This is a genomic window from Tenacibaculum aestuariivivum, from assembly GCF_964507685.1.
In the GTDB taxonomy this organism is placed as follows: Bacteria; Bacteroidota; Bacteroidia; order Flavobacteriales; family Flavobacteriaceae; genus Polaribacter; species Polaribacter aestuariivivum.
This window is the reverse complement of the sequence record NZ_OZ208414.1, coordinates 68,972-91,735: the sequence shown is the minus strand read 5'-3', so window position 1 is coordinate 91,735 and position 22,764 is coordinate 68,972. Positions and strand designations below refer to the sequence as shown.

20 protein-coding genes and 1 other RNA gene are annotated in these 22,764 nt (G+C 28.6%); 15 read left to right on the top strand and 6 right to left on the bottom strand.

All coding sequences use genetic code 11. From position 1 onward, the window contains the following. Positions 1-250 precede the first annotated feature (250 nt). Positions 251-1,579: a signal recognition particle protein gene (gene ffh / locus ACN5J4_RS00365; RefSeq protein ID WP_418650184.1), complete on the top strand. Its 1,329-nt coding sequence runs from the start codon at positions 251-253 to the stop codon at positions 1,577-1,579. A gap of 80 nt (positions 1,580-1,659) precedes the next feature. Then, on the top strand, positions 1,660-2,538 hold the full coding sequence (locus ACN5J4_RS00360) for a bifunctional 5,10-methylenetetrahydrofolate dehydrogenase/5,10-methenyltetrahydrofolate cyclohydrolase (RefSeq protein WP_418650183.1): 879 nt from the start codon (positions 1,660-1,662) through the stop codon (positions 2,536-2,538). Positions 2,539-2,601: 63 nt separating this feature from the next. Here ACN5J4_RS00360 and ACN5J4_RS00355 read toward each other — a convergent pair whose 3' ends face one another. Continuing rightward, on the bottom strand, positions 2,602-3,117 hold the full coding sequence (locus ACN5J4_RS00355; protein WP_418650182.1) for a GNAT family N-acetyltransferase: 516 nt from the start codon (positions 3,115-3,117) through the stop codon (positions 2,602-2,604). Between the two features lie 54 nt (positions 3,118-3,171). Then, positions 3,172-3,882 carry a dipeptidase PepE gene (gene pepE, locus ACN5J4_RS00350; RefSeq protein WP_418650181.1) on the bottom strand — a complete coding sequence of 237 codons (711 nt, stop codon included), beginning with the start codon at positions 3,880-3,882 and terminating at the stop codon, positions 3,172-3,174. Positions 3,883-3,952: 70 nt separating this feature from the next. Between pepE and ACN5J4_RS00345 the strand changes: the two genes are divergently transcribed. The 13 genes from ACN5J4_RS00345 (at position 3,953) to ACN5J4_RS00285 (ending at position 20,307) form a co-directional block, all read left to right on the top strand. Continuing rightward, positions 3,953-4,732, top strand: a complete 780-nt coding sequence (locus ACN5J4_RS00345; RefSeq protein WP_418650180.1) for a hypothetical protein — start codon at positions 3,953-3,955, stop codon at positions 4,730-4,732. Positions 4,733-4,736: 4 nt separating this feature from the next. Beyond that, the gene (locus ACN5J4_RS00340) at positions 4,737-5,537 is read left to right on the top strand and encodes a carboxypeptidase-like regulatory domain-containing protein (protein ID WP_418650179.1); all 801 of its coding nucleotides are present in this window, start codon (positions 4,737-4,739) and stop codon (positions 5,535-5,537) included. 30 nt (positions 5,538-5,567) lie between these two features. Beyond that, complete coding sequence (locus tag ACN5J4_RS00335; RefSeq protein WP_418650178.1) at positions 5,568-6,059, top strand: DUF6702 family protein; 492 nt, start codon at positions 5,568-5,570, stop codon at positions 6,057-6,059. Positions 6,060-6,127: 68 nt separating this feature from the next. Then, complete coding sequence (locus ACN5J4_RS00330) at positions 6,128-8,254, top strand: M1 family metallopeptidase (RefSeq protein ID WP_418650177.1); 2,127 nt, start codon at positions 6,128-6,130, stop codon at positions 8,252-8,254. 162 nt (positions 8,255-8,416) lie between these two features. Next, entirely contained in the window at positions 8,417-10,639 is a 2,223-nt protein-coding gene (locus tag ACN5J4_RS00325) for a M1 family metallopeptidase (protein ID WP_418650176.1), read from the top strand. 324 nt (positions 10,640-10,963) lie between these two features. Next, positions 10,964-13,189 carry an NADP-dependent isocitrate dehydrogenase gene (locus ACN5J4_RS00320; RefSeq protein WP_418650175.1) on the top strand — a complete coding sequence of 742 codons (2,226 nt, stop codon included), beginning with the start codon at positions 10,964-10,966 and terminating at the stop codon, positions 13,187-13,189. A gap of 137 nt (positions 13,190-13,326) precedes the next feature. Continuing rightward, on the top strand, positions 13,327-14,145 hold the full coding sequence (gene murQ, locus ACN5J4_RS00315) for an N-acetylmuramic acid 6-phosphate etherase (RefSeq protein WP_418650174.1): 819 nt from the start codon (positions 13,327-13,329) through the stop codon (positions 14,143-14,145). Further along, positions 14,138-14,389 carry a DUF6095 family protein gene (locus ACN5J4_RS00310; protein ID WP_418650173.1) on the top strand — a complete coding sequence of 84 codons (252 nt, stop codon included), beginning with the start codon at positions 14,138-14,140 and terminating at the stop codon, positions 14,387-14,389. The genes murQ and ACN5J4_RS00310 overlap by 8 nt, the downstream gene beginning before the upstream one ends. A 259-nt stretch (positions 14,390-14,648) precedes the next feature. Beyond that, positions 14,649-15,587, top strand: a complete 939-nt coding sequence (locus ACN5J4_RS00305; protein WP_418650172.1) for a hypothetical protein — start codon at positions 14,649-14,651, stop codon at positions 15,585-15,587. A gap of 33 nt (positions 15,588-15,620) precedes the next feature. Next, a complete protein-coding gene (locus tag ACN5J4_RS00300; protein ID WP_418650171.1) occupies positions 15,621-16,328 on the top strand; it encodes a hypothetical protein in 708 nt (235 codons plus the stop codon). A 162-nt stretch (positions 16,329-16,490) separates the two neighbouring features. Beyond that, on the top strand, positions 16,491-18,110 hold the full coding sequence (locus ACN5J4_RS00295) for a hypothetical protein (protein ID WP_418650170.1): 1,620 nt from the start codon (positions 16,491-16,493) through the stop codon (positions 18,108-18,110). Positions 18,111-18,118: 8 nt separating this feature from the next. After that, a complete protein-coding gene (locus tag ACN5J4_RS00290) occupies positions 18,119-19,285 on the top strand; it encodes a gliding motility-associated C-terminal domain-containing protein (protein ID WP_418650169.1) in 1,167 nt (388 codons plus the stop codon). A gap of 305 nt (positions 19,286-19,590) precedes the next feature. After that, a complete protein-coding gene (locus tag ACN5J4_RS00285) occupies positions 19,591-20,307 on the top strand; it encodes a hypothetical protein (RefSeq protein WP_418650168.1) in 717 nt (238 codons plus the stop codon). A 51-nt stretch (positions 20,308-20,358) separates the two neighbouring features. Here the strand turns inward: ACN5J4_RS00285 and rny are convergent, their stop codons facing one another. The 4 genes from rny to ACN5J4_RS00265 form a co-directional block, all read right to left on the bottom strand. After that, positions 20,359-21,924: a ribonuclease Y gene (gene rny / locus ACN5J4_RS00280; protein ID WP_418650167.1), complete on the bottom strand. Its 1,566-nt coding sequence runs from the start codon at positions 21,922-21,924 to the stop codon at positions 20,359-20,361. 47 nt (positions 21,925-21,971) lie between these two features. Further along, positions 21,972-22,082: non-coding RNA, 6S RNA (gene ssrS / locus ACN5J4_RS00275), on the bottom strand. 56 nt (positions 22,083-22,138) lie between these two features. After that, positions 22,139-22,426, bottom strand: coding sequence for a cell division protein ZapA (locus tag ACN5J4_RS00270; RefSeq protein WP_418650166.1), 288 nt, complete (start codon positions 22,424-22,426; stop codon positions 22,139-22,141). Positions 22,427-22,440: 14 nt separating this feature from the next. Next, positions 22,441-22,731, bottom strand: coding sequence for a hypothetical protein (locus tag ACN5J4_RS00265; RefSeq protein ID WP_418650165.1), 291 nt, complete (start codon positions 22,729-22,731; stop codon positions 22,441-22,443). Positions 22,732-22,764: the final 33 nt, after the last annotated feature.

The window sequence follows — 22,764 nt, the reverse complement described above, 5'->3', positions numbered from 1 at the left end:
TTTAATATAAAATTATAGTTCCGACTTAAGCGTTTGTTTGAAGGTTATTTTTTTTTCTTAAAAAAAGCGAGTACGAAAAGTGAGAAATAACTACTAATTAATAGTACATACTGCTAAATTATTGTAAAAAGATAAACCAATTTTAGTTTTTATCATTTAAAAATAAAAGAATCAAATAAACTGCTTATAAAAAACGATATTCCTTACAACTAAATTATTATATTTGTGGCACTAAAAATGAAGCCGATACATGTTTAATAATTTAAGTGAAAAGTTAGATAAAGCGTTACATACGCTTAAAGGACACGGAAAAATTACTGAAGTTAATGTTGCTGAAACACTAAAAGAAGTTCGTAGAGCTTTATTAGATGCCGATGTTAACTTTAAAATAGCTAAGGAATTTACTAAAAGAGTACAACAAAAAGCTATAGGACAAGACGTTTTAACAACGTTAAACCCTGGGCAATTAATGGTTAAATTGGTTAAAGACGAATTAACTGATTTAATGGGTGGAGATACTGTTGGTATTAATTTAGGTGGCTCGCTTAGTATAATTTTAATGTCTGGTTTACAAGGATCTGGTAAAACTACTTTTTCTGGTAAATTGGCTAATTTCTTAAAAACTAAAAAATCTAAAGAGGTTTTATTAGTTGGTTGTGATGTGTATCGTCCGGCAGCTATTAATCAATTACAAGTTGTTGGAGAACAAATTGGTGTTGAGGTATATGCTGAGGTAGAAAATAAAAATCCTATTGAAATTTCTTTAAATGCAATTAAGCATGCAAAAGCAAACGGTAAAAATGTAGTTATTATTGATACTGCTGGTCGTTTAGCTGTTGATGAGGAAATGATGAATGAAATTTCAAATATTCATAAAGCCGTAAACCCACAAGAAACATTGTTTGTTGTAGATTCTATGACTGGGCAAGATGCTGTAAATACAGCAAAGGCTTTTAATGATATTTTAAACTTTGATGGTGTAGTACTTACTAAATTAGATGGTGATACACGTGGTGGAGCTGCGTTATCTATAAAATCAGTTGTAAATAAACCTATTAAATTTATTGGAACTGGTGAAAAGATGGATGCTATTGATGTATTTCATCCTGATCGTATGGCCGATCGTATTTTAGGAATGGGAGATGTTATCTCATTAGTAGAACGTGCACAAGAGCAATACGATGAAAATGAAGCTAGAAAATTACAGAAAAAAATAGCGAAAGATCAATTTGGTTTTGATGACTTTTTAAGTCAAATACAACAAATCAAAAAGATGGGTAGCATGAAAGATTTAGTCGGAATGATACCTGGAGCTGGTAAAGCTTTAAAAGATGTTGATATTGATGAAGGTGCTTTTACAGGTATTGAAGCAATTATACAGTCTATGACTCCTTTCGAAAGAAGTACACCCGCTTCAATAAATGCAAGTCGTAAAAAAAGAATTGCAAAAGGTTCTGGTACCTCGGTACAAGAAATAAATCAGTTAATGAAACAGTTTAACCAAATGAGTAAGATGATGAAAATGATGCAAGGTGGTGGCGGAAAAAAGATGATGCAAATGATGAAAAACATGAAATAAGGTATTAATTTATATACAACAATTAAATTTATTGCTTTTTCTTTTTTTAAACATAACTATTAACAACAATACAGTACAAAATGATTTTATTAGACGGTAAAAAAACATCAGCAGATATTAAAGAAGAAATTGCGCTTGATGTATTAGAGTTAAAAAATCAGGATAAAAAAGTACCACACTTAGCTGCCGTTATAGTAGGTAGTGATGGTGCAAGTTTAACTTATGTTAACGCAAAAGTTAAGGCTTGTGATCGTGTAGGTTTTGAATCTTCTTTAATTAGATTACCAAAAGAAACTACTGAAGAAGAGTTATTAAATGAAATTGCTATTTTAAATATTGATAATGATGTTGATGGTTTTATAGTACAACTTCCACTACCTGATCATATTAACGAACAAAAAGTACTTATGGCCATAAACCCTAACAAAGATGTGGATGGTTTTCATCCTACTAATGTTGGTAAAATGGCTTTAAACTTACCCACTTTCATATCTGCAACACCTTTTGGTATTTTAGAATTATTAGATCGTTATAAGGTAGAAACTTCAGGTAAGCATGTAGTTGTTATTGGTCGTAGCCATATTGTTGGTAGCCCAATGAGTATTTTATTATCTCAAAAAAGAAAAGTTGGTAATGCTACGGTTACTTTAACACATAGTAGAACAAAAAATTTAAAAGAAATAACTTTAAAAGCTGATATTATTATTGCTGCTTTGGGTATTCCTGAATTTTTGAAAGCTGACATGGTTAAAGATGATGTAACTGTAATTGATGTAGGAATTACTCGTGTAGCTGATTCTTCTAAAAAAAGAGGGTTTCGTTTAGTTGGTGATGTTGATTTTAATGGTGTTTCTAAAAAATCTGCTTTTATAACTCCAGTTCCTGGAGGTGTAGGTCCAATGACTATAGCAATGTTACTTAAAAATACATTACTTGCTTGTAGTAGAAGAAATTCATAAACAAAAAACTTCAAACATATGTTTGAAGTTTTTTGTTTATGAATTTAGTTTTCTTTATTTAAATTAAATAGTTTTTAATTTATAAAGTAATAACTCCTCTTTATTATTTGGTAAAGTTGTTACACCTACTATTTCTAGTCCTAATTTTTCTAAAAGCTTTTGAGAAGAAATATTATCTTTTGATGTTATCGCAATTATTTGTTCAATTTGAAATTCATCTATAGCTGCTTGCATTAACCTACATGCTGCCTCGTGCGCATAACCTAACCTTTCATATTGAGGTAAAAGACCAAAACCTATATCAACCCCTGCTAACCCTTTTCTGTCGTACAATCCACAGGTACCAACTTTTGTACCATCCGTTTTTTTTATCAAGGAGTAATTAGAGTATCCATGCGTATTTAATTGTGGAATCATTTTTTCTTGAATATACTTTTCTGCAGCTTTAACTGAATAAAGCTTTCTATCTCCTACATATTTAAGAAACTTTGGAGTATTCATTAATTGATAAATTAATTCGGCATCCTGCTCTAAAGTTGGTATTAACAATAACCTTTCTGATTCAAATTTTTTGTACATATTTTTTTCCAAAAAAATAATTATTAACAAGTATAAATTACTATTTATTATAGTTTATTTAAATAAAGTACTTATTTCATTACCAGTAATTAACTCTGTAGGAAGCATATCTTTTTGAAACAAACGCGCCGATAAGTTTCCTTTTAAAGTTATTAAAGTTCCATTTACAGCTAACCAACTACCCTCTCTTAATCCTAAAACAGAAGTATTGTTAAATATATGGTATTCCTTTATTCTAGTTTCTCGAGTTTCCCCCATATGAGTAGAATTTTTTATAGGGTCTAAATAATGTGCATTTATATTAAAAGGTATAACACCTAAAGTTGTAAAACTTGGCGGATACACTATAGGCATATCATTTGTGTTCATCATACTAACTCCACAAATATTACTACCTGCACTTGTACCAAAATAAGGTGTTCCGTTTTCAATAACTTCTTTTAAAGTGTCAATTACTTTATTTTTATATAATTGATTTACCAATTCAAATGTATTACCTCCTCCTGTAAAAATAGCTTCGGATTCTTGTAACGCTTTTAAAGGATTATCAAACTCATGAATACCCTTTATTTTTTTATCAATTTTAATAAAAGCTTTTCTAGCAATGTTTGTGTATTCATCGTAACTAATTCCACCTGGCCTAGCATAAGGTATAAATAAAATAGTATTTGCTTTTTTAAAAAAAACGGAAAGTGTAGGTAATATATACTCTAAATATCCACTTCCGTGAATAGTTGACGTACTTGCAATTATAATATTTTTCATACATCAAATTAACAAAAAATTACCATTCTTTTAAAACATTTTTAAGACTACTAGGTAGTTTCTTTGTAATATGAAAAAGTTCTTGTTTTTAATACTCAGTATTACATCACTAATTGGTACTGCTCAAAATAGCCCTAAAATTATTTCAGGTTACATTTATGTAGATAGTTTAAAGGTACAAGATGTGCATGTTATTAATACACAATTAAATATTGGCTCAGTTTCTGATAAAAATGGTCATTTTGAAATTATTGCACAAAAAGGAGATATTTTAATTATTTCACATTTAAATTTTAAATACAAAGAATATATTATTACTAAAAAGGATTTAAACTTAAAACTAATTAATATTTATTTGAATAGCAAATTTTATATACTTGACGAAGTTGTTTTAAAAAAACGAAAAGGTATTTTTGATATTGATGAAGATGTATTATTACATAATGCGCCTATTGTAAATGCTAAAACACTAAACTTACCTTTTGCTAATAGCACAAAACAAAAAAATACTAAAACTATCAATTTTCAATCAGGAGTATCTGTTAGCTTGAGCGGACTTGTAAATGTTTTAAATGGAAAAAATAAACAAAAAAAACAACTTAAAAAATTAAAAAAGCAGGATGCAAAACTTTTAGCAATAAGAAAACATTTTACTGATGGCTTTTTTATTTATCAATTAAAAATAAAAAAAGAAAATATTTATCCATTTTTAGAACAATGCATTTCTAAAGGCATCATTAATTTATACGCTAAAGATAAATTATTAGAACTTACCACTGTTTTACTTGATAATAGTAAAAACGAATCTTATTTATTAGACAAAGAAAAGGTAAAAATTACTCAAAAATAAGTCTATGAAAAAACTGCTACTGTTCGTTTTAGTTTTATTATCTTTTTTAAAAATACAATCACAAGAAAACAGAACGTTTTTATATGGTGAGGTAAAAGATAAAATTGGAGTACTCTTTAAAGCAAACGTAATTAACCTAAATACCAAACAAGGTACTTTTACTAATAAAAATGGTGAGTTTAAAATTTTAGCAAAACTAAATGATTCTTTAAAAATATCTTTTGTTGGTTATAAACCAAAAGTATTTGTTGTTAAAATAAATTACTTTGGCATACAAAAAAACACTTTTAACCTACTTAAAATAATATATAAGTTAGATGAAGTTCATTTAAAAAAACACAATTTATTAGGTTTTTTAACTTCTGATAGTAAAAATATTAATTCAAAAAGAAAAATAAATGCTAAAACATTAAATTTACCTTATGCCGAAACTAAAAAACTAACACCTGCCGAAAGAACACTACAAACTGCTATGGGAGGAAGCAAACCTTTTACAATTGGTATTGCAAATGTTGTTTCACTTGATTATATTTTAAATAGTGTTTCTGGTAAGATAAAAAAGTTACGAAAATTAAAAACTATTGAAACGTTAGAAATTAAAGTTGCGAAAATTAAAAACACCTATGCTACATTTATTATAAAAGAATATTACATAAAAGAAAGCGACCTTTATAGATTCATTTATTTTTGTACTACTGATAAAAAATTTAATCATATTTATAATTCTAATGAAATAAATATGATTCTGTTTTTAAAAAATAAAGCCGAAGTATTTAAAAAACTAAACTCAAACAATTATAATTAGTAATTTGGCGTACTAATTAGTATTAAAAATATGAAAAAAATAATTATACTTTTCCTTATACTTCCACTACTATCTTTTAGTGTACACAAATATTATATTTCTTTAACAGAAATAGCATATGTTGAAAAAACAAAATCGGTTCAAATAATTATGAATGTTTTTATAGACGATATAGAAACTGCTATTAATAATGACTATAATGTAAACCTACAACTACTATCAAAAAACGAGTTAAAAAATGTAGATACACTTTTTTTAAACTATTTAAAAAAACACTTTAAACTTAAAATTAATAATAAAAATTTTGAGTATAATTTTATTGGTAAGGAATACGATGGTGATATTGTATTTTTTTATTTAGAAATAGAAAACATTCATCATTTTAATACTATAGAAATACAAAATAATGTATTGATAACTCATTTTCCAGAACAACAAAACTTAATTAAAGCATCTATAAAAACTACTCGTAAAAGCTTATTTTTAAACCAAAAAAAAGATAGTGGTTTATTGAATTTTTAATATAACACCACTAAACTAAGTACTTATACCTATTTTTACTTTTTATTAAACTAGAAACCTTTATTGTAATGATTAAAAACATCCTATTTTTATTTACTTTTTTATTGATACACACTACTATATTAGCTCAAAAAACATCAGCAAAAACAAAAGTAGGACACACTAATCAAAATAAATTTAAACAATTAGAAGAACTTTTACCAACACCTAACAGTCAGCACACCGCTTCTGGTGCTCCTGGAAAAAAGTATACACAACAAAAAGTTGATTATGCTATGAATATTGTTTTAAATGATGTTGAACAAAAATTAACAGGTAATGAAACAATAACCTACCATAATAATTCAACAGATGAATTAACTTACTTATGGGTACAATTAGATCAAAATGTACGAGCTTCTAATTCTAAAACACCAGATATTACTTCGGGTAAAATTCAAAAAAAAATAAGTAAAAAAATGTTTGATAGAACTTTTCCTAAAAAAAAGTTTAAAGGTGGTTTTAATATAACTAATGTTACCAACATTAATGGTAGTAAATTATCATACACTATTAACCAAACCATGATGCGTATTAACTTGCCACAACCATTAGCGTCAGGTAAAACATTTAAATTTAATATTAATTGGTGGTACAAAATTAACAATCACAAAACTTTAGGAGGTCGATCTGGCTTTGAGTATTTTGAAAAAGACGGAAATAATAATTATGTAATTGCACAATTTTATCCAAGATTATGCGTGTATGACAATGTAGAAGGCTGGCAAAACGATCAATTTTGGGGAAGAAGTGAATTTGCCTTAGAATTTGGTGATTTTAATGTAAACATTACTGTTCCTGCTGATCATATGTTAGGTGCAACAGGTGTTTTATTAAATAAAAATGAAGTATTATCTAAAAAAGAACTAAAAAGACTAGAAAAAGCTCAAAAAACATATGACAACCCTATTATTATTAGAACTCAAGATGAAGCTAAAAAACTAGAAAAAAGCCGTTCTAAAAAAACTAAAACTTGGAAATTTAAAGCAAAAAATGTAAGAGATTATGCGTTTGCTACTTCAAGAAAATTTATATGGGATGCTATGGCTGTTAACATTAATGGTAAAAATGTAATGGCACATTCTTTATACTCTAAAGAAGCAAACCCTTTATATGGTGAACACTCAACAAGAGCCGTAGCACAAACATTAAAAACATATTCAAAATACACGTTTGATTATCCGTACCATAAAGCAATTTCTGTAGATGGACAAATGGGCATGGAATATCCACAAATTTGTTTTAACCCAGGAAGACCAAATGCTGACGGAACATATTCGGATAGAGTAAAATATAGAATGATAAAAGTAACTATTCATGAAGTTGGTCATAATTTTTTTCCGATGATAGTAAATTCTGATGAACGTCAATGGACCTGGATGGATGAAGGGTTAAACTCATATATGGAAATTTTAGCAGAATTAGCCTATGATAAAAATTTTCCTGTAACCAGAGGCTACCCTAAAAATATTATAAAATACATGAGCGGTGATCAATCTAAAATTGCGCCTATTATGTCAAAAGGAGATCATGTGTACAGTTTTGGTAATAATGCTTACGGTAAACCAGCTACTGCATTATGGATTTTAAGAGAAACCATTATGGGGGCTGAATTATTTGATTACGCTTTTAAAACATACGCCAAAAGATGGAAATTTAAACACCCTACTCCTGCTGATTTTTTTAGAACTATGGAAGACGCTTCTGCTATGGATTTAGATTGGTTTTGGAGAGGTTGGTTTTATACAACTGATGTTACAGATATAGGTATTAAAAATGTTAAAAAGTATTATACTTCCAATAAAAACAATACTTCTGTTAGTTTTATTGAAGACACCAGCAAAGGTTTAAGTTTTGCTACCAAACAACCAACCTATTATTATGAAATAACATACAATAAACCAGGAGGCTTAGTTATGCCTATTATTGTTGAATTTACCTACAAAAACGGAACTAAAGAAAGAAAAAAATATCCTGCTGAAATTTGGAGACACAATGATAAAGAGGTAACAAAAGTATTTTTTTCAAACAAAGAAATACAACATATTTTAATAGACCCAGATTTAGAAACTGCCGATGTTGACACTTCAAATAATAGCTGGCCTGTAAAAATAACTTCTAAATTTAACAATTTTAAAAATCAGTTAAAAAATTAAAAAACATTATTAAAAAAGCGATACTATTATTAAGTATCGCTTTTTTTATTGTAAAAACTAAGTTACAACCATAAAGGTTTGTTAATTATTGAACAAACTTATTTTGTAATGCTCAAATTTAGTAACTTTCGAAATATTTTTAAACTCAATTAAATTCAGAAAATGAGAAAATATTACACCCTGTTATTTGTAGCTTTTTTTACAAGTGCCCCAATATTTGCACAAGAAACAAAGGCTCCTCAAAAAGGTCATACTGATCAAAATAAGTTTCGTCAATTGAAAGACTTATTAGCAACTCCAAACGATCAACGTACAGCATCTGGTGCTCCTGGGCATCAATATACACAACAAAAAGTTGACTACGTAATGGTTTTACATTTAGACGAAACTACTAATAAATTATATGGCGATGAAACAATTACGTATCATAATAACTCTAAAGATCCATTAGATTATTTATGGATACAATTAGATCAAAACATGCGTGCCCCCAACTCTCAAACACCTTTAATTGAATCTAAAGAAGCTACTGCTTTTCAAACAACTGAAAAATTTGTAGCTGAAACCTTAGATACTCCAAAAGAATTTGGTTTTAAAATTGAAGAAGTAAAAAATGCTGATGGTACTGAATTATCCTACATCATAAACAACACCATGATGCGTGTTAACTTACCTAAAGCAATTACTTCAGGAGAAGTATTTAAGTTTAAAATAAAATGGAATTACTTAATTAACAACTCTGTAATTGATGGTGGTCGCTCTGGCTTTGAATTATTTCCTGACGGAAATAAAAATTATACAATTGCTCAATTTTTTCCACGTTTAGCTGTATATGATAATGTAGAAGGTTGGCAAAATATGCAGTTTTATGGACGTAGCGAATGGGCTTTAGAATTTGGAGATTATGATGTTAAATTAACCGTACCTGCTGATCATATTGTAGATGCAACTGGAGAATTACAAAATGAAAAAGATGTTTTAACTAAAGAACAACGTAATCGCTGGGAAAAAGCAAGAACTTCTTATAAAAACCCTGTTTTTATTGTTACACAAGAAGAAGCTGAAGCAAATGAAAAACAAAAAACTACCAAAACTAAAACATGGCACTTTAAAGCTAACAATGTACGTGATTATGCGTTTGCTTCATCAAGAAAGTATATTTGGGATGCTATGGCTGTTAATATAAATGGTAAAAACATAATGGCTGTTTCATTATATCCTAAAGAAGGAAACCCTTTATGGGAAGAATACTCTACAAGAGTTGTTGCTAACACTTTAGAAGAATATTCTAAAATGACTTTTGACTATCCATATTCAAAAGCAATATCTGTTAATGCAAAAGATCAAGGTATGGAGTACCCTATGATATGTTTTAACTACGGAAGACCTAATAAAGATGGTACTTATTCTGACAGACTTAAAAATAGAATGATTGGGATAATTACACATGAAGTTGGACACAATTTTTTTCCTATGATTGTAAATTCTGATGAACGTCAATGGACTTGGATGGATGAAGGTTTAAACTCTTTTGTTGAAACCCTAGCTGAGTTAGATTATGATCCTAACTTTGATACTCGTAATTTACCTAAAGATATTGTACGCTACATGAGTTTAGATCAAGATAAGTTAACACCTATCATGTCGCAGGGCGATTATGTAAAAAACTTTGGCCCGAATGCCTACACAAAACCAGCTGCAGGTTTATATATGTTACGTAAAACTATTATGGGACCTGAGCTATTTGATTATGCTTTTAGAACTTACGCTAAAAGATGGATGTTTAAACACCCTACTCCTGCTGATTTTTTTAGAACAATGGAAGATGCCTCTGGTATGGATTTAGATTGGTTTTGGAGAGGATGGTTTTATTCTACTGATTATACTGATATTGGTATTAAAAATGTTAAAACATTGTTTTTAACAAACAAACCAAATGAAAAAACAAAAAAAATACAAGAGCAATACCCGTCATACTTTGCTAGTTTAGGGAAATTAGTTTTTTTAACAACAAATAAAGATGATGCTAACTCATCTGAAATAGAAGCATATATTAACAATTTACCTAGTACTAAAAAAGCTACATTAAAAGCATTACCTAAATACATGTATCAAGTTGAATTTGAAAAACCTGGAGGTTTACCAATGCCAATAATACTTGAAATAACCTATGCTGATAATAGTAAAAAAAGAGAAATTTTTCCTGCTAAAATATGGATGAAAAATGATAAAAAAGTATTCAAGGTTTTTTCTTCTGATAAAGAAATAAAAAGTATGGTAATAGATCCTGATTTAGAAACAGCTGATATTGATACCTCAAATAATAGTTGGCCTAAAAAAGCATCTAGCAAATTTGATGCATTTAAAAATAAAACAAAAAAATAAAAAATAATTCCTGTAAAACTTAATAAATACCTCACTTTTATAGTGAGGTATTTATTTTTAAATTAATTATTAGTAATAAAAATACACAACATATATGTAATAACTACCTGTATAAAACAAAAAATAATTCTAACATATTTTTCACTCTCAATAACAAAACATTAAAAAAACAATTAATAATTATAATATTCATAATAAAAACAATTAATTAATAACATTTTAGCATCAAAAAAACCATTGGGAATCCTTAAATTTGTAGTACTTCAAAAAACATTAATAATTACGGTATACCTTTTAATTAATACCACTTAAAAAACTAATAATATGAGCAAAACTGCTAAAATCATGTACACTAAAACGGATGAAGCTCCTGCATTAGCTACTCGTTCATTTTTACCTATTGTAAAAGCTTTTACAAAATCATCTAATATAGAAATAGAAACTAAAGATATTTCTCTTGCAGGACGTATTCTTGCTAGTTTTCCAGATTTTCTTACCAAAGAACAACAAGTAGAAGATGCTTTAATTTTCTTAGGTGAATTAGCTAAAAAACCAGAAGCAAATATTATTAAATTACCCAATATATCTGCCTCAGTACCGCAATTAAAAGCTGCAATTAAAGAATTACAAATATTAGGCTATGCTCTACCTGATTTTCCTGAAGAAGCAAACACCGATGATGAAAAAGTTATTTTAGCTCGTTACAATAAAATTAAAGGTTCAGCAGTAAACCCTGTTTTACGTGAAGGAAACTCTGACCGAAGAGCTCCAAAAGCTGTTAAAAATTACGCACGTAAAAATCCACATTCAATGGGTGCTTGGTCTTCAACTTCTAAAACTCATGTTGCCACAATGAGTGAAGGTGATTTTGCTCACACCGAAAAGTCAATTACTATAAAAAATGCTACGGATGTAAAAATTATACATACAAGTACAAATGGAACAGTAACTACTCTAAAAGAAAAAATTTCCTTATTAGATGGTGAAATCATTGACGGTTCTGTTATGAGTAAAAAAGCTTTATTAACTTTCTTAGCAGAGCAAATTTCCGATACAAAAGAAAAAGGATTATTATTTTCTTTACACATGAAAGCTACAATGATGAAAGTTTCTGACCCTATCATTTTTGGATATGCTGTACGCGTTTTCTTTAAAGATTTATTTACTAAACATCAAGAAATATTCAATAAAATAGGTGTTGATGTGAATAATGGGTTTGGAAATTTACTAAGTAATCTTAATGAATTAACCGCCGATAAAAAAGCAGAAATTTTAGCTGATATTGAAGCTGTTTACGCTAATAATCCAGCTGTAGCAATGGTAAATTCAGATAAAGGAATTACGAACTTACATGTTCCTTCAGATATTATTATTGATGCTTCTATGCCAGCAATGATTCGTACTTCGGGTCAAATGTGGAATAAGGATGGAAAACAGCAAGACACCAAAGCTGTAATTCCAGATAGTTCATACGCTGCTCTATATCAAGAAACTATTGATTTTTGTAAAAAAAATGGTGCTTTTGACCCTACAACAATGGGAACCGTTCCTAATGTTGGTTTAATGGCTCAAAAGGCTGAAGAGTATGGCTCGCATGACAAAACTTTTGAAATTACAGCCAACGGAACAGTTGATGTAATTGATGTTAATGGAACTGTTTTAATATCTCATAAAGTTGAACAAGGTGATATTTGGAGAATGTGCCAAACAAAAGATGCACCTGTTCAAGATTGGGTAAAATTAGCGGTTACTCGTGCTAGAGCTTCTCAAACTCCTGCTATTTTCTGGTTAGGAAAAGAAAGAGCGCATGATACTGAAATCATTAAAAAAGTAGAAAAATACTTAAAAAACTACGATACTACCGATTTAGATATTCAAATTTTATCGCAAGTTGAAGCAACTAAATATACGTTAGAAAGAGTTAAAGACGGAAAGGATACTATTTCTGTTACAGGAAATGTTTTGCGTGATTATTTAACCGATTTATTTCCTATTTTAGAATTAGGAACTTCTGCAAAAATGTTATCTATAGTTCCGTTAATGAATGGAGGTGGATTATTTGAAACAGGTGCAGGTGGTTCAGCTCCAAAACATGTTGAACAATTAGTAAATGAAAACCATTTACGTTGGGATTCTTTAGGTGAATTTTTAGCTTTAGCAGTTTCTTTAGAACATTTAGGAGAAACTAATGCTAATAATAAAGCTAAAGTTTTAGCCGAAACCTTAGATGATGCTACAGATAGATTATTGGAAAATAAAAAAGGACCTTCTAGAAAAACAGGTGAATTAGATAACCGAGGTTCGCATTATTATATAGCAAAATACTGGGCAGAAGCTTTAGCTGCTCAGAATAAAGAAATAGATTTAAAAACACAATTTGATCCTATAGCTAAAAATTTAGCTAATAACGAAGCTATAATTATTAATGAATTAAATAAAGTTCAAGGAAAACCTGTAACTATTGGCGGATATTATAAGCCTAATGATATTTTAACAAATGCAGTTATGAAACCTAGTAATACTTTTAATACTATTTTAAAAAATATTTAAAAAATATTAAATTTAACAAAAAGGCAGGTGATTTATCACCTGCCTTTTTGTTATTTAATAACCAAAAAAACTATTAAAAAATTGTAACAATATTATAAATATTAAGATAAAAGCTTTTTAATTAGTAAATTTGAAATATGAATTTTATAAAAACAACTGAACAAGACTCAAATTATGATAATTTAGAAAAAATGACTATTTCTGAATTATTATCAAACATAAATAATGAAGATAAAACAGTTCCTTTAGCTGTTGAAAAAGCATTGCCTCAAATTGAAAAACTAACAGCACAAGTAGTATCAAAATTAAAAAAAGGCGGACGTTTATTTTATATAGGTGCTGGTACAAGTGGGCGTTTAGGTATTTTAGACGCTAGTGAGTGCCCTCCTACTTTTGGCGTTCCTCATGAATTAGTTGTAGGACTTATTGCAGGTGGAGATATTGCCATTAGAAAAGCTGTAGAAAATGCCGAAGATGCAACAATGCAAGGTTGGAAAGATTTACAAAAAGAACAAATAACAAATAAAGATATTGTGATTGGTATTGCTGCATCAGGAACTACGCCCTATGTAATTTCAGCATTAGAAAAATGTAATGAAAATAATATTCTAACAGGATGTATTACTTGTAACCATAGAAGTCCTTTGGCTATAACAGCTCAATTTCCTATTGAAATAGTTGTTGGTTCAGAATTTGTAACAGGTAGTTCACGTATGAAAGCGGGTACTGCTCAAAAATTAGTGCTAAATATGATTTCTACCACGACAATGATTCAGTTAGGAAAAATAAAAGGTAATAAAATGGTAGATATGCAACTTTCTAATAAAAAATTAGTAGAAAGAGGAGTAAAAATGTTAATCTCTGAACTAAAAATTAACGAAAAAACAGCAAATACTTTATTAAAAAACTTCGGTAATGTTAGAAATGCTATAAAAAACTATCATAAAAATGGCTAAACCAATAACTCCTGATAATATAGTAAAAAAATTTTTAATTTTATTAGGCTTATTAATTACATCACCTATTATATTAAACTTAGCCTTTAAAGCTCTAAGAATTTTTACTGAAACTCCAAAAAAATATGTTGCTTACTTTTTATTAATATTAGGCATTTTTTTAATTTTATTTACTGTTTTTTATGCGTTCAAAACTATAAAATATTTTTTAGATGCTCTTTTTAAAAAAAATAACCCTAAATAAAACATCAATGAATATTATTTATTTAAAATAAATAATATCATAAAATTACTCCCTCACTAATTCTAAGATATAACTATTATATAACTTTAATAACATCAATAATTATCTATACTACAATAAATTTAACACACATTTATATAAAAAAGTGACTTTTTTATAAAAGTGGTGTCGTAATATATGTAAAGACATAATTATATATAAATTATATAAGTCTTTGTTTTTTCTTTAAAAAAACTATTTTTGTCTCAAAATTAAAAGTATGAAAATTAAAATTTGTTTAATACTTACTTTACTTATAAACTATTCCTTTTACGCTCAAGTAAAAATAGGAGAAAATCCATCTGTTATTCACTTAAATTCTATTTTAGAATTAGAAAGCTCAGATAAAGCACTAGTTATAAGCAGAATGACTACTAATGAAATGAATGCAATGCAACCTTTAAAAGGTGCTTTGATATTTAACACAAACGAAAACTGTGTTTTTGTATATGATGGTACATTATGGAAAAACCTATGCAACACAACCAAAGGCATTAATGTTACAACAACAAACAGCGCTCCTGTAAACAATAATTTAGGTGATTTTTGGATAAATAATTCCTTGAAAAATACAACTAGCATATGGGATGGTACTAACTGGATATCTATAGACAATAATCCTAAAAAAGGAAACGGAACTCCTACAATTACCAACAACCCTAATCCTATTGCTGGTGAGCTATATATTGATAGTAGTACAGGTAATATTTATGCTTATAATGGAACCAATTGGGTTGCATCAAACACAAAACCTACTGCCAATAATGGTTTATTAATTAATAGTAACAATACAATACAACTCGGAGGTGAATTAATTAAACCTACCATTATAAAAACAAGCCCTGTAAATACATTAGCCATAACTAATTTAGAAGATGGAGATGTTACCCAAGATGAAATTGTTACGGTTAATAAAACAACAGGTCAACTAAAAAAAGTAACCGCTACTAATTTATTTAGAGAAGAAGTAACACAATTAATAGCCTCAGATGGTCAATTAACTTTTAACGGATTAACTTTATACTCTAATGATAAAGTAAACGTATACAGAAATGGTGTTAGGGTTGATTTTGTTATAATCAATAATACCACAATACAAATAGAAGCTGATGCAATATGCTATCAAGGCGATCAAATTAAAATAGTGCAATTTTATTAATAAACCTTAATTAGAAACTTAAAACAATTATTTATGAAAACAATTACAAACAAATTTAAATTAGCTATTGTTGCTGTTGGCTTATTAGCCATTAGTACAACAAATGCACAACAAACAACAGGTACTTTTAATGCTATTGAAAAAGTAGGTAAATCATCTGAATTAAACGGTACTATTAGAGTTATCGATAATAAAGGAACTAAAAAATACTTACAAGTAAAAAATGGTTTAACTTTATTTACTGATCAAACTCCTGATGGAGGTATTGTATCAACTTGGCAATTAGGTGGTACATTAACTGATGATACATTTATAGATGCATCTGGAGCTGTTTTTGGTATTACAGGTATTAAAGAAATAGATGCTACCACAAACCCAACAACTGACATTGCAGCTACAGCATACGACGGTACAGGATATACTATAATGGTTAGAGATGAAGCTACAGGAGAAACTAAAAAAATATTAGCTTCTGAATTATTACAAGTTCAATCTGGTCATGATGTATTTACAGCAGCAGTTGCTGGTGCTGCGCCAACAGCTGGTGAATTAACATTCGACCTAACAGTAGCTTTACCTGACTTTAAAAATGTATGGGTTTATAGAAATGGTGCTAAATTAGTAGCAGGTGTTGATTATACCATAACAGGTACTACAATTGTTTTAGTACCTAATACAACTCAACCAAACGACTGGACTTTATATTCTGACGATATTATTGAAGTTCAATTTGTTAAATAACCCTTATATACTTCTATCCATTAGTTTTAAATTATAAATAAAGCTAATGGATAGTATTTATGGTATATACATAATAACCAACATTATATTTTATCTTCACATTAACCACTACTCAGGTTTTAAAATTTTACAATCAATAAATAAAATACTTAATCACTTAAAATGATACACTATAACAAGTACATATTTATACTATTTTCTGCTTTAATTTTTATCTCATTAAAAATTAATGCTCAGGAAGTAAGGATTATTGATAATAAAGGAACTATTAAAACAGTTAATAACAACAATGTTACCTCAGGTAACACTGAACCAACAGCACCTGTAGAAGGAGATGTTTGGTTTGATACCTTAAATAGTGAAATTAAAGTTTATGATGCAGACCCCATACCTATTGGTACATGGAGAAATATTGCAAGCTCAAGTAGCACAGGAGACAATATATATAATATAAATGGAACATTAACACAAAACAGAACACTTAACGGAGGTGGTAATCAATTATTCTTCAATAATTTAGATTGGTTTCAAATAAGTAACACCAATTTTATACGCATACAATCTGATGGTTTTTTAGATTTTATAGGTCCATCAGGTATCAACCTTTATAGTGATACACGACTTACTGGAAACATTTCAGTTTCAGGTGGTTATAGAGACAGTACTAATAGTTTTGGTACTGCTAATCAAATACTATCATCTACTGTAACAGGTACTCAATGGGTTGATAATATAGGTACTACAGGTACTACAGGGGCTGTTTTTTTTGCAGGAACCGATGGTAATATTACCGAAAATAATTCACAATTATTTTGGGATATCAGTAATAATCGATTTGGTATTGGAACAAATTCACCAACTAATAAGCTACATGTTTCAGGAGCCATAAGAGCTCAAGGAATACTTAATTCTGACGGCACCCTAACGGAACCTTCTTATCGATTTAATGACGATACAAACACAGGTATTTTTAGACCTGCCGCAGATGAAATTGGCCTTGTTGTAGGTGGTTATGAAGCTATTAATATAGATGAAACATCTAATGCTACAAAAGTAACAATTAACGAAACTATTGAATTGAATGGTCCTTTAGTAGATATTAATAATACTACTGGTACTGCAGAACAAATACTATCATCTACTGTAACAGGTACTCAATGGGTTGATAAACCTGGTAGTACTTGGTTAGCAAAAAATGATAATTTGACTGCTGATAAAAATGATACCGAAATATATAAAAATGGTACTGTTGGTATTGGTGATTTTTCTGGAGCTACTACTATTGATGCTCAATTACATGTAAAAAGTACTAATGTTCCTTTTAAAATTCAACCTAACACAACAACTCCTACAGGTACTAGTACTGGGCAAATGTTTGTAGACAGTACAAATGGTATTTTGTATATATTTGATGGTACTAGAAACAAATGGCTAAGTGTAGATAGAACTATGGTTGGTTGGGGTAGAAATAATGACAACACAACAAATGAATATTTAAGACAATTTAATGGTGCTCAGTCTAATAATAATGGTTGGAGAATGATCAGAAATGGCACTATAACAGCAATTAGCGCTCAAACAAATATAAATCAAAACTGGACTTTAGAAATACGTAAAAATGATGCACCAGCAGTAATAACATCTATAACAATGACTACTCAAGGAAATCATAATAACACTATTAATGTTAATATTAATGAAGGTGATTATATTCAAGCTTACTGTAACGGTACTAGTATAGATTACCCTGAAGTTTTAATTGAAATTGCCTGGAGAAAATAATAAATATTATGAAAAGGTTAAAAAAAACAAAATTATCTTTACTAATTATCACTTTTTTAAGTGTAAATAATTTTGCTCAAACAGCTTTTTATAATACCGGAAACGTACGTATGCATAACAATGCACAAATAGGTTTTCACACTAATTTAATTAATAACGGTACTTTTAATAACAACCTAGGCTTAGCTGGTTTTTATAGTAATAACGAAACTAGAGTTGTTTCAGGTAATCAAAAAACATCTTTTTATAATATTGAAATTGATGCTGTAAATAATTTAGAATTACAAACCTCTTTAATATTAACAAACGAGTTAAGCTTTATAAGCGGTAAGGTTATAACACCTAGAAATAATACTACAGTTTCTTTAGAGTTTAAAAATCATAATTTTTATGCAGGTGAAGGAGATTATACCCATATTGATGGGTATGCTACAATCATTGATTTAAATGAATTTACATTTCCTATTGGTGATGATGATCGTTTACGACCAATGATATTACCACAAACTCAAAAAGAATCTTCATTTTTAGGAGCTTATTTCTTTGAAGACCCTAATACACCAACTACCTTTACTCAAAATTTTTTAACAAACCAAAAACAAGCATTTATTGAAAATGTAAGTACGATTGAATTTTGGGACTTAAACGGAACATCAGAAACATCAATAACACTTACTTGGGATACTTTTAGTGACATACCTTTAATAACAAATACAATTAATCAATTAAGAGTTGTTGGTTGGAGTATTGCTGAAAACAAATGGGTTGACCTTGGTAATACAAATGTTACAGGAGATTTAACACAAGGAAAAATAACTTCTGATTCTTTTATACCCAATAACTACGAAGTTATAACAATTGCTTCAGGTTTTGCTGAAAATAATTTAACAGGTGTTAATATTATATTTTCTCCTAATGGAGATAATATAAATGAAACATTAATATTTGATAACTTAGAAAAATATAAAGATAATCATTTAGAAATATTTAATCGTTGGGGAATTACTGTATATAAAACAAAAAATTATAAAAACGATTGGACAGGTGTATCAACAGGAAGAGCTACCGTTAAAACTAATAGTAAGCTACCAGTAGGTACCTATTTTTATATTTTAAAATATAGTACCGATGAATTATCTAAAATTCAAAAAGGGTGGATTTATATTAATAGATAAGTACAATACCTTATATAAACTAACTACCTTTTTTAAATTTATAACTAGTAATTTATAACTAATAAAATTACCATATTTACTATAATTAACAGCATACAAATACACAACTACCCTACCCTTTATTTTTATACCAATAGTAATTTAAATAAACATACTTTTTAAATTATATAATTAAAGCTCTAAAAACTAATAGTATAAACGTTATTATATATCAAATTATTATTTGGCACGTTATTTGAAATTTATATATCAAACGCGGAAGCCGAAAAGCACATAGAGTAAGCATAACCCTAAATTTATCAATTATGAAAAAAGGGATACTTTTAATAATAGCAATCATGTCATTAGCATCTGTATATGCTAAAAACATAAAAAAATCAACTAGTAAAACTGGGGTTACAAATCGTTATAATAATGCTGTTACCTTTACTGAGCAAAACATACAGTTTCATGTATTTTTAAATGGTGATTTTGACTTTAATACACCTTATAGAAACACAAAATACTATAACACTAATAATGAGATTGTAATAGAACGAAATCGTAGAGATCGCATAAAACGTGTTGGAAATACTTTTATTAATTATAATAATAACGGAAGTGTAAATAGAATTGGTACTGTTTTTATTAATTATAATTATGGAAAATTAGTAAAAGTAGGAGCTTTAAATATTAGATACGACCGTTGGGGTAATACCAAATTTTATGGAAATGTAAAATACAATGACCACCGTGGCACCAATACGCATTACAACTCAAACAGTAATAACATGGCTGTTAACATTAATATTGGTAATGTTTTTAACTATAATGATGCTTATTTTTATAAAAGAAACTTTAAAAATAGCTATCGTAAATACAAAGAAGATACAAACTATTTATATTATAGAGTTGCTCCTAATGTTAAAACAGGTAAATATGGTAAATTTTTAAAAAGGCGTAAAAATAAAACATACAAAAAAAACAACTATTATAAAAAAACAACTACAACTCAAAAATTAAAATCAAGAAGAAATAGATAAAAAAAGCCTCATCAAAATGATGAGGCTTTTTTATAAAAAATTTAATTTATATTATTTTGCCACGTTAACAGCTCTAGTTTCACGAATTACAGTAACTTTTACCTGACCCGGATAAGTCATATCATTTTGTATTTTTTGTGAAATATTAAATGATAACTCAGCGGCTTTAGCATCATTAACCTTAGCACTTTCAACCATTACTCTTAACTCACGTCCTGCTTGTATCGCATATGCTTTTTGTACTCCTGTAAAACCAAAAGCAATATCTTCTAAATCTTTTAAACGCTGAATATATGAATCTAATACTTGACGTCGAGCTCCTGGTCGAGCTCCTGAAATAGCATCACAAACCTGTACTATTGGTGATAGTAAACTCTTCATTTCTATTTCATCATGGTGAGCACCAATAGCATTACACACATCTGGTTTTTCACCAAATTTCTCGGCCCATTGCATTCCTAATAAAGCATGCGGTAATTCACTTTCAGTTTCAGGTACTTTTCCAATATCATGTAATAAACCTGCACGTTTAGCAGCTTTAGCATTTAAGCCCATTTCTGCTGCCATAATACCACAAAGATTAGCTACTTCACGAGAGTGTTGTAATAAGTTTTGACCATAAGACGAACGGTATTTCATACGTCCAATAATTTTTATTAACTCAGGGTGTAAACCATGAATACCTAAATCAATAACAGTACGCTTACCTACTTCTATAATTTCTTGGCTAATTTGTTTTTCTGTTTTCTTAACAACCTCTTCAATACGTGCTGGATGAATTCGACCATCAGTTACCAATTTATGCATTGATAAACGCGCTATTTCTCTACGAACAGGATCAAAGCAAGATAAAATAATTGCTTCAGGAGTATCATCAACAATAATTTCAACACCTGTAGCAGCTTCTAAAGCACGAATATTACGTCCTTCTCTACCAATAATTCTACCTTTTACATCATCAGACTCTAAATTAAATACAGATACACAGTTTTCGACAGCCTGTTCAACACCAACTCTTTGAATAGTATTTAAAACTACTTTACGAGCCTCTTGTTGGGCAGTCATTTTAGATTCTTCAATAGTATCTTGTATAAACGACATTGCATCAGCCTTTGCCTCATCTTTTAAAGATGAAACTAATTCTGTTTTAGCCTCAACAGCAGATAACCCTGAAATTTTTTCAAGCATATCTACATGACGCTTATGTATTTTTTCAATTTCGTTTTCTTTCTTTTCAAGAAACTCTATTTTGTAGTCAAAATCAGCCTCTTTCTTTTCAATAGCCTTATTTAACTTTCTATTTTTATCTAATTCTGATGAAACTTGACTTTCTTTATCTCTTATTCTTTTTTCAACATCAGATATTTTCTTTTCTCTTGATAAAATTACTTTTTCATGCTCTGATTTTAGCTCTATAAACTTTTCTTTTGCTTGTAAAATTTTATCTTTTTTTATTGCATCTGCTTCTATTTTAGCTTCTTTTACAATATTTCTTGCTTCTTTTTTAGTTTCTAATATTAATTTATTAGCATTCGATTTTTCAACTATTTTAGCAATAATAAAACCTATTGCTACCCCTATAATTCCTGCCAATACAGGAAATAAAACTCCATCCATAATTTTAATTTAATTGTATAAAAAAACCTACATTAATAAGGTTTTATAAACTCCGTAAAAACAGGTTTAGGACTAACTGGCTGCTCAAGGATCCGATAATAAAAATCGGCGTGCTTTAATAACCAAGACTCATCCTTTCTAAATAAATAGTGTTGAGTTTAATAAACAATGTACTAATGTAGGCAGTAATATTAATAATATATTTTAAAGAACGTTATAAATGTTCATCTAACAAGTTAGTTAAATCATTTATTTTATTTGTGACTTCAGTATTATTTTTAGTATTTGTTAAATATACTATTTCTAATTTTGATGCAAATTGCAATGCACTCATTGCTAATACATCTTGTTTATCTGCTACTGCATAATCTTGTTCAAACTTAGCAATTAAATCATTAATATTTTTTGCAGCAGTACGCATCCCTTGCTCTTCATTTGTGTTATCAACACTTAATGGATACGTTCTTCCTGCAATTACTACATTAACTTTTATTTTTGCCATGTAAAGAACTTTATTTATGAATTCAAAAGATCAATGCATTTATCAATCTCTCGAATTAAAGTATTTATTTTGAGTTTTGTTTCTCTTTTATTTTCATCACTGCCTTCTATAGTTTTAGCAATTTTTAGCAACTTATATTCTTGTTGCCTTATAATTAACTCTTGCTTTTTCTCTTCTAAAATTAGCTGTAACCTCGCATTATTTTGAAGTAATATTTGGTTTTCTTCTTTTAAAAACTCATACTTAGACAATAAATTTTTCAATTTAGTTTCTAGTAAATAAATTGCTTCTAAAGAGGTACTCATTTATTTTTTGAGAATAAAACTATACCTACAAAG

Coding starts and splice junctions, on each gene's coding strand:
- ACN5J4_RS00310 (WP_418650173.1), top strand. CDS start 14,138: ATGGCTAAACCAATAACTCCTGATAATATAGTAAAAAAATTTTTAATT.
- ACN5J4_RS00320 (WP_418650175.1), top strand. CDS start 10,964: ATGAGCAAAACTGCTAAAATCATGTACACTAAAACGGATGAAGCTCCT.
- murQ (WP_418650174.1), top strand. CDS start 13,327: ATGAATTTTATAAAAACAACTGAACAAGACTCAAATTATGATAATTTA.
- ACN5J4_RS00265 (WP_418650165.1), bottom strand. CDS start 22,731: ATGAGTACCTCTTTAGAAGCAATTTATTTACTAGAAACTAAATTGAAA.
- ACN5J4_RS00290 (WP_418650169.1), top strand. CDS start 18,119: ATGAAAAGGTTAAAAAAAACAAAATTATCTTTACTAATTATCACTTTT.
- pepE (WP_418650181.1), bottom strand. CDS start 3,882: ATGAAAAATATTATAATTGCAAGTACGTCAACTATTCACGGAAGTGGA.
- ACN5J4_RS00300 (WP_418650171.1), top strand. CDS start 15,621: ATGAAAACAATTACAAACAAATTTAAATTAGCTATTGTTGCTGTTGGC.
- ACN5J4_RS00295 (WP_418650170.1), top strand. CDS start 16,491: ATGATACACTATAACAAGTACATATTTATACTATTTTCTGCTTTAATT.
- ACN5J4_RS00305 (WP_418650172.1), top strand. CDS start 14,649: ATGAAAATTAAAATTTGTTTAATACTTACTTTACTTATAAACTATTCC.
- ACN5J4_RS00340 (WP_418650179.1), top strand. CDS start 4,737: ATGAAAAAACTGCTACTGTTCGTTTTAGTTTTATTATCTTTTTTAAAA.
- ffh (WP_418650184.1), top strand. CDS start 251: ATGTTTAATAATTTAAGTGAAAAGTTAGATAAAGCGTTACATACGCTT.
- ACN5J4_RS00335 (WP_418650178.1), top strand. CDS start 5,568: ATGAAAAAAATAATTATACTTTTCCTTATACTTCCACTACTATCTTTT.
- ACN5J4_RS00285 (WP_418650168.1), top strand. CDS start 19,591: ATGAAAAAAGGGATACTTTTAATAATAGCAATCATGTCATTAGCATCT.
- ACN5J4_RS00325 (WP_418650176.1), top strand. CDS start 8,417: ATGAGAAAATATTACACCCTGTTATTTGTAGCTTTTTTTACAAGTGCC.
- ACN5J4_RS00330 (WP_418650177.1), top strand. CDS start 6,128: ATGATTAAAAACATCCTATTTTTATTTACTTTTTTATTGATACACACT.
- ACN5J4_RS00270 (WP_418650166.1), bottom strand. CDS start 22,426: ATGGCAAAAATAAAAGTTAATGTAGTAATTGCAGGAAGAACGTATCCA.
- ACN5J4_RS00345 (WP_418650180.1), top strand. CDS start 3,953: ATGAAAAAGTTCTTGTTTTTAATACTCAGTATTACATCACTAATTGGT.
- ACN5J4_RS00360 (WP_418650183.1), top strand. CDS start 1,660: ATGATTTTATTAGACGGTAAAAAAACATCAGCAGATATTAAAGAAGAA.
- ACN5J4_RS00355 (WP_418650182.1), bottom strand. CDS start 3,117: ATGTACAAAAAATTTGAATCAGAAAGGTTATTGTTAATACCAACTTTA.
- rny (WP_418650167.1), bottom strand. CDS start 21,924: ATGGATGGAGTTTTATTTCCTGTATTGGCAGGAATTATAGGGGTAGCA.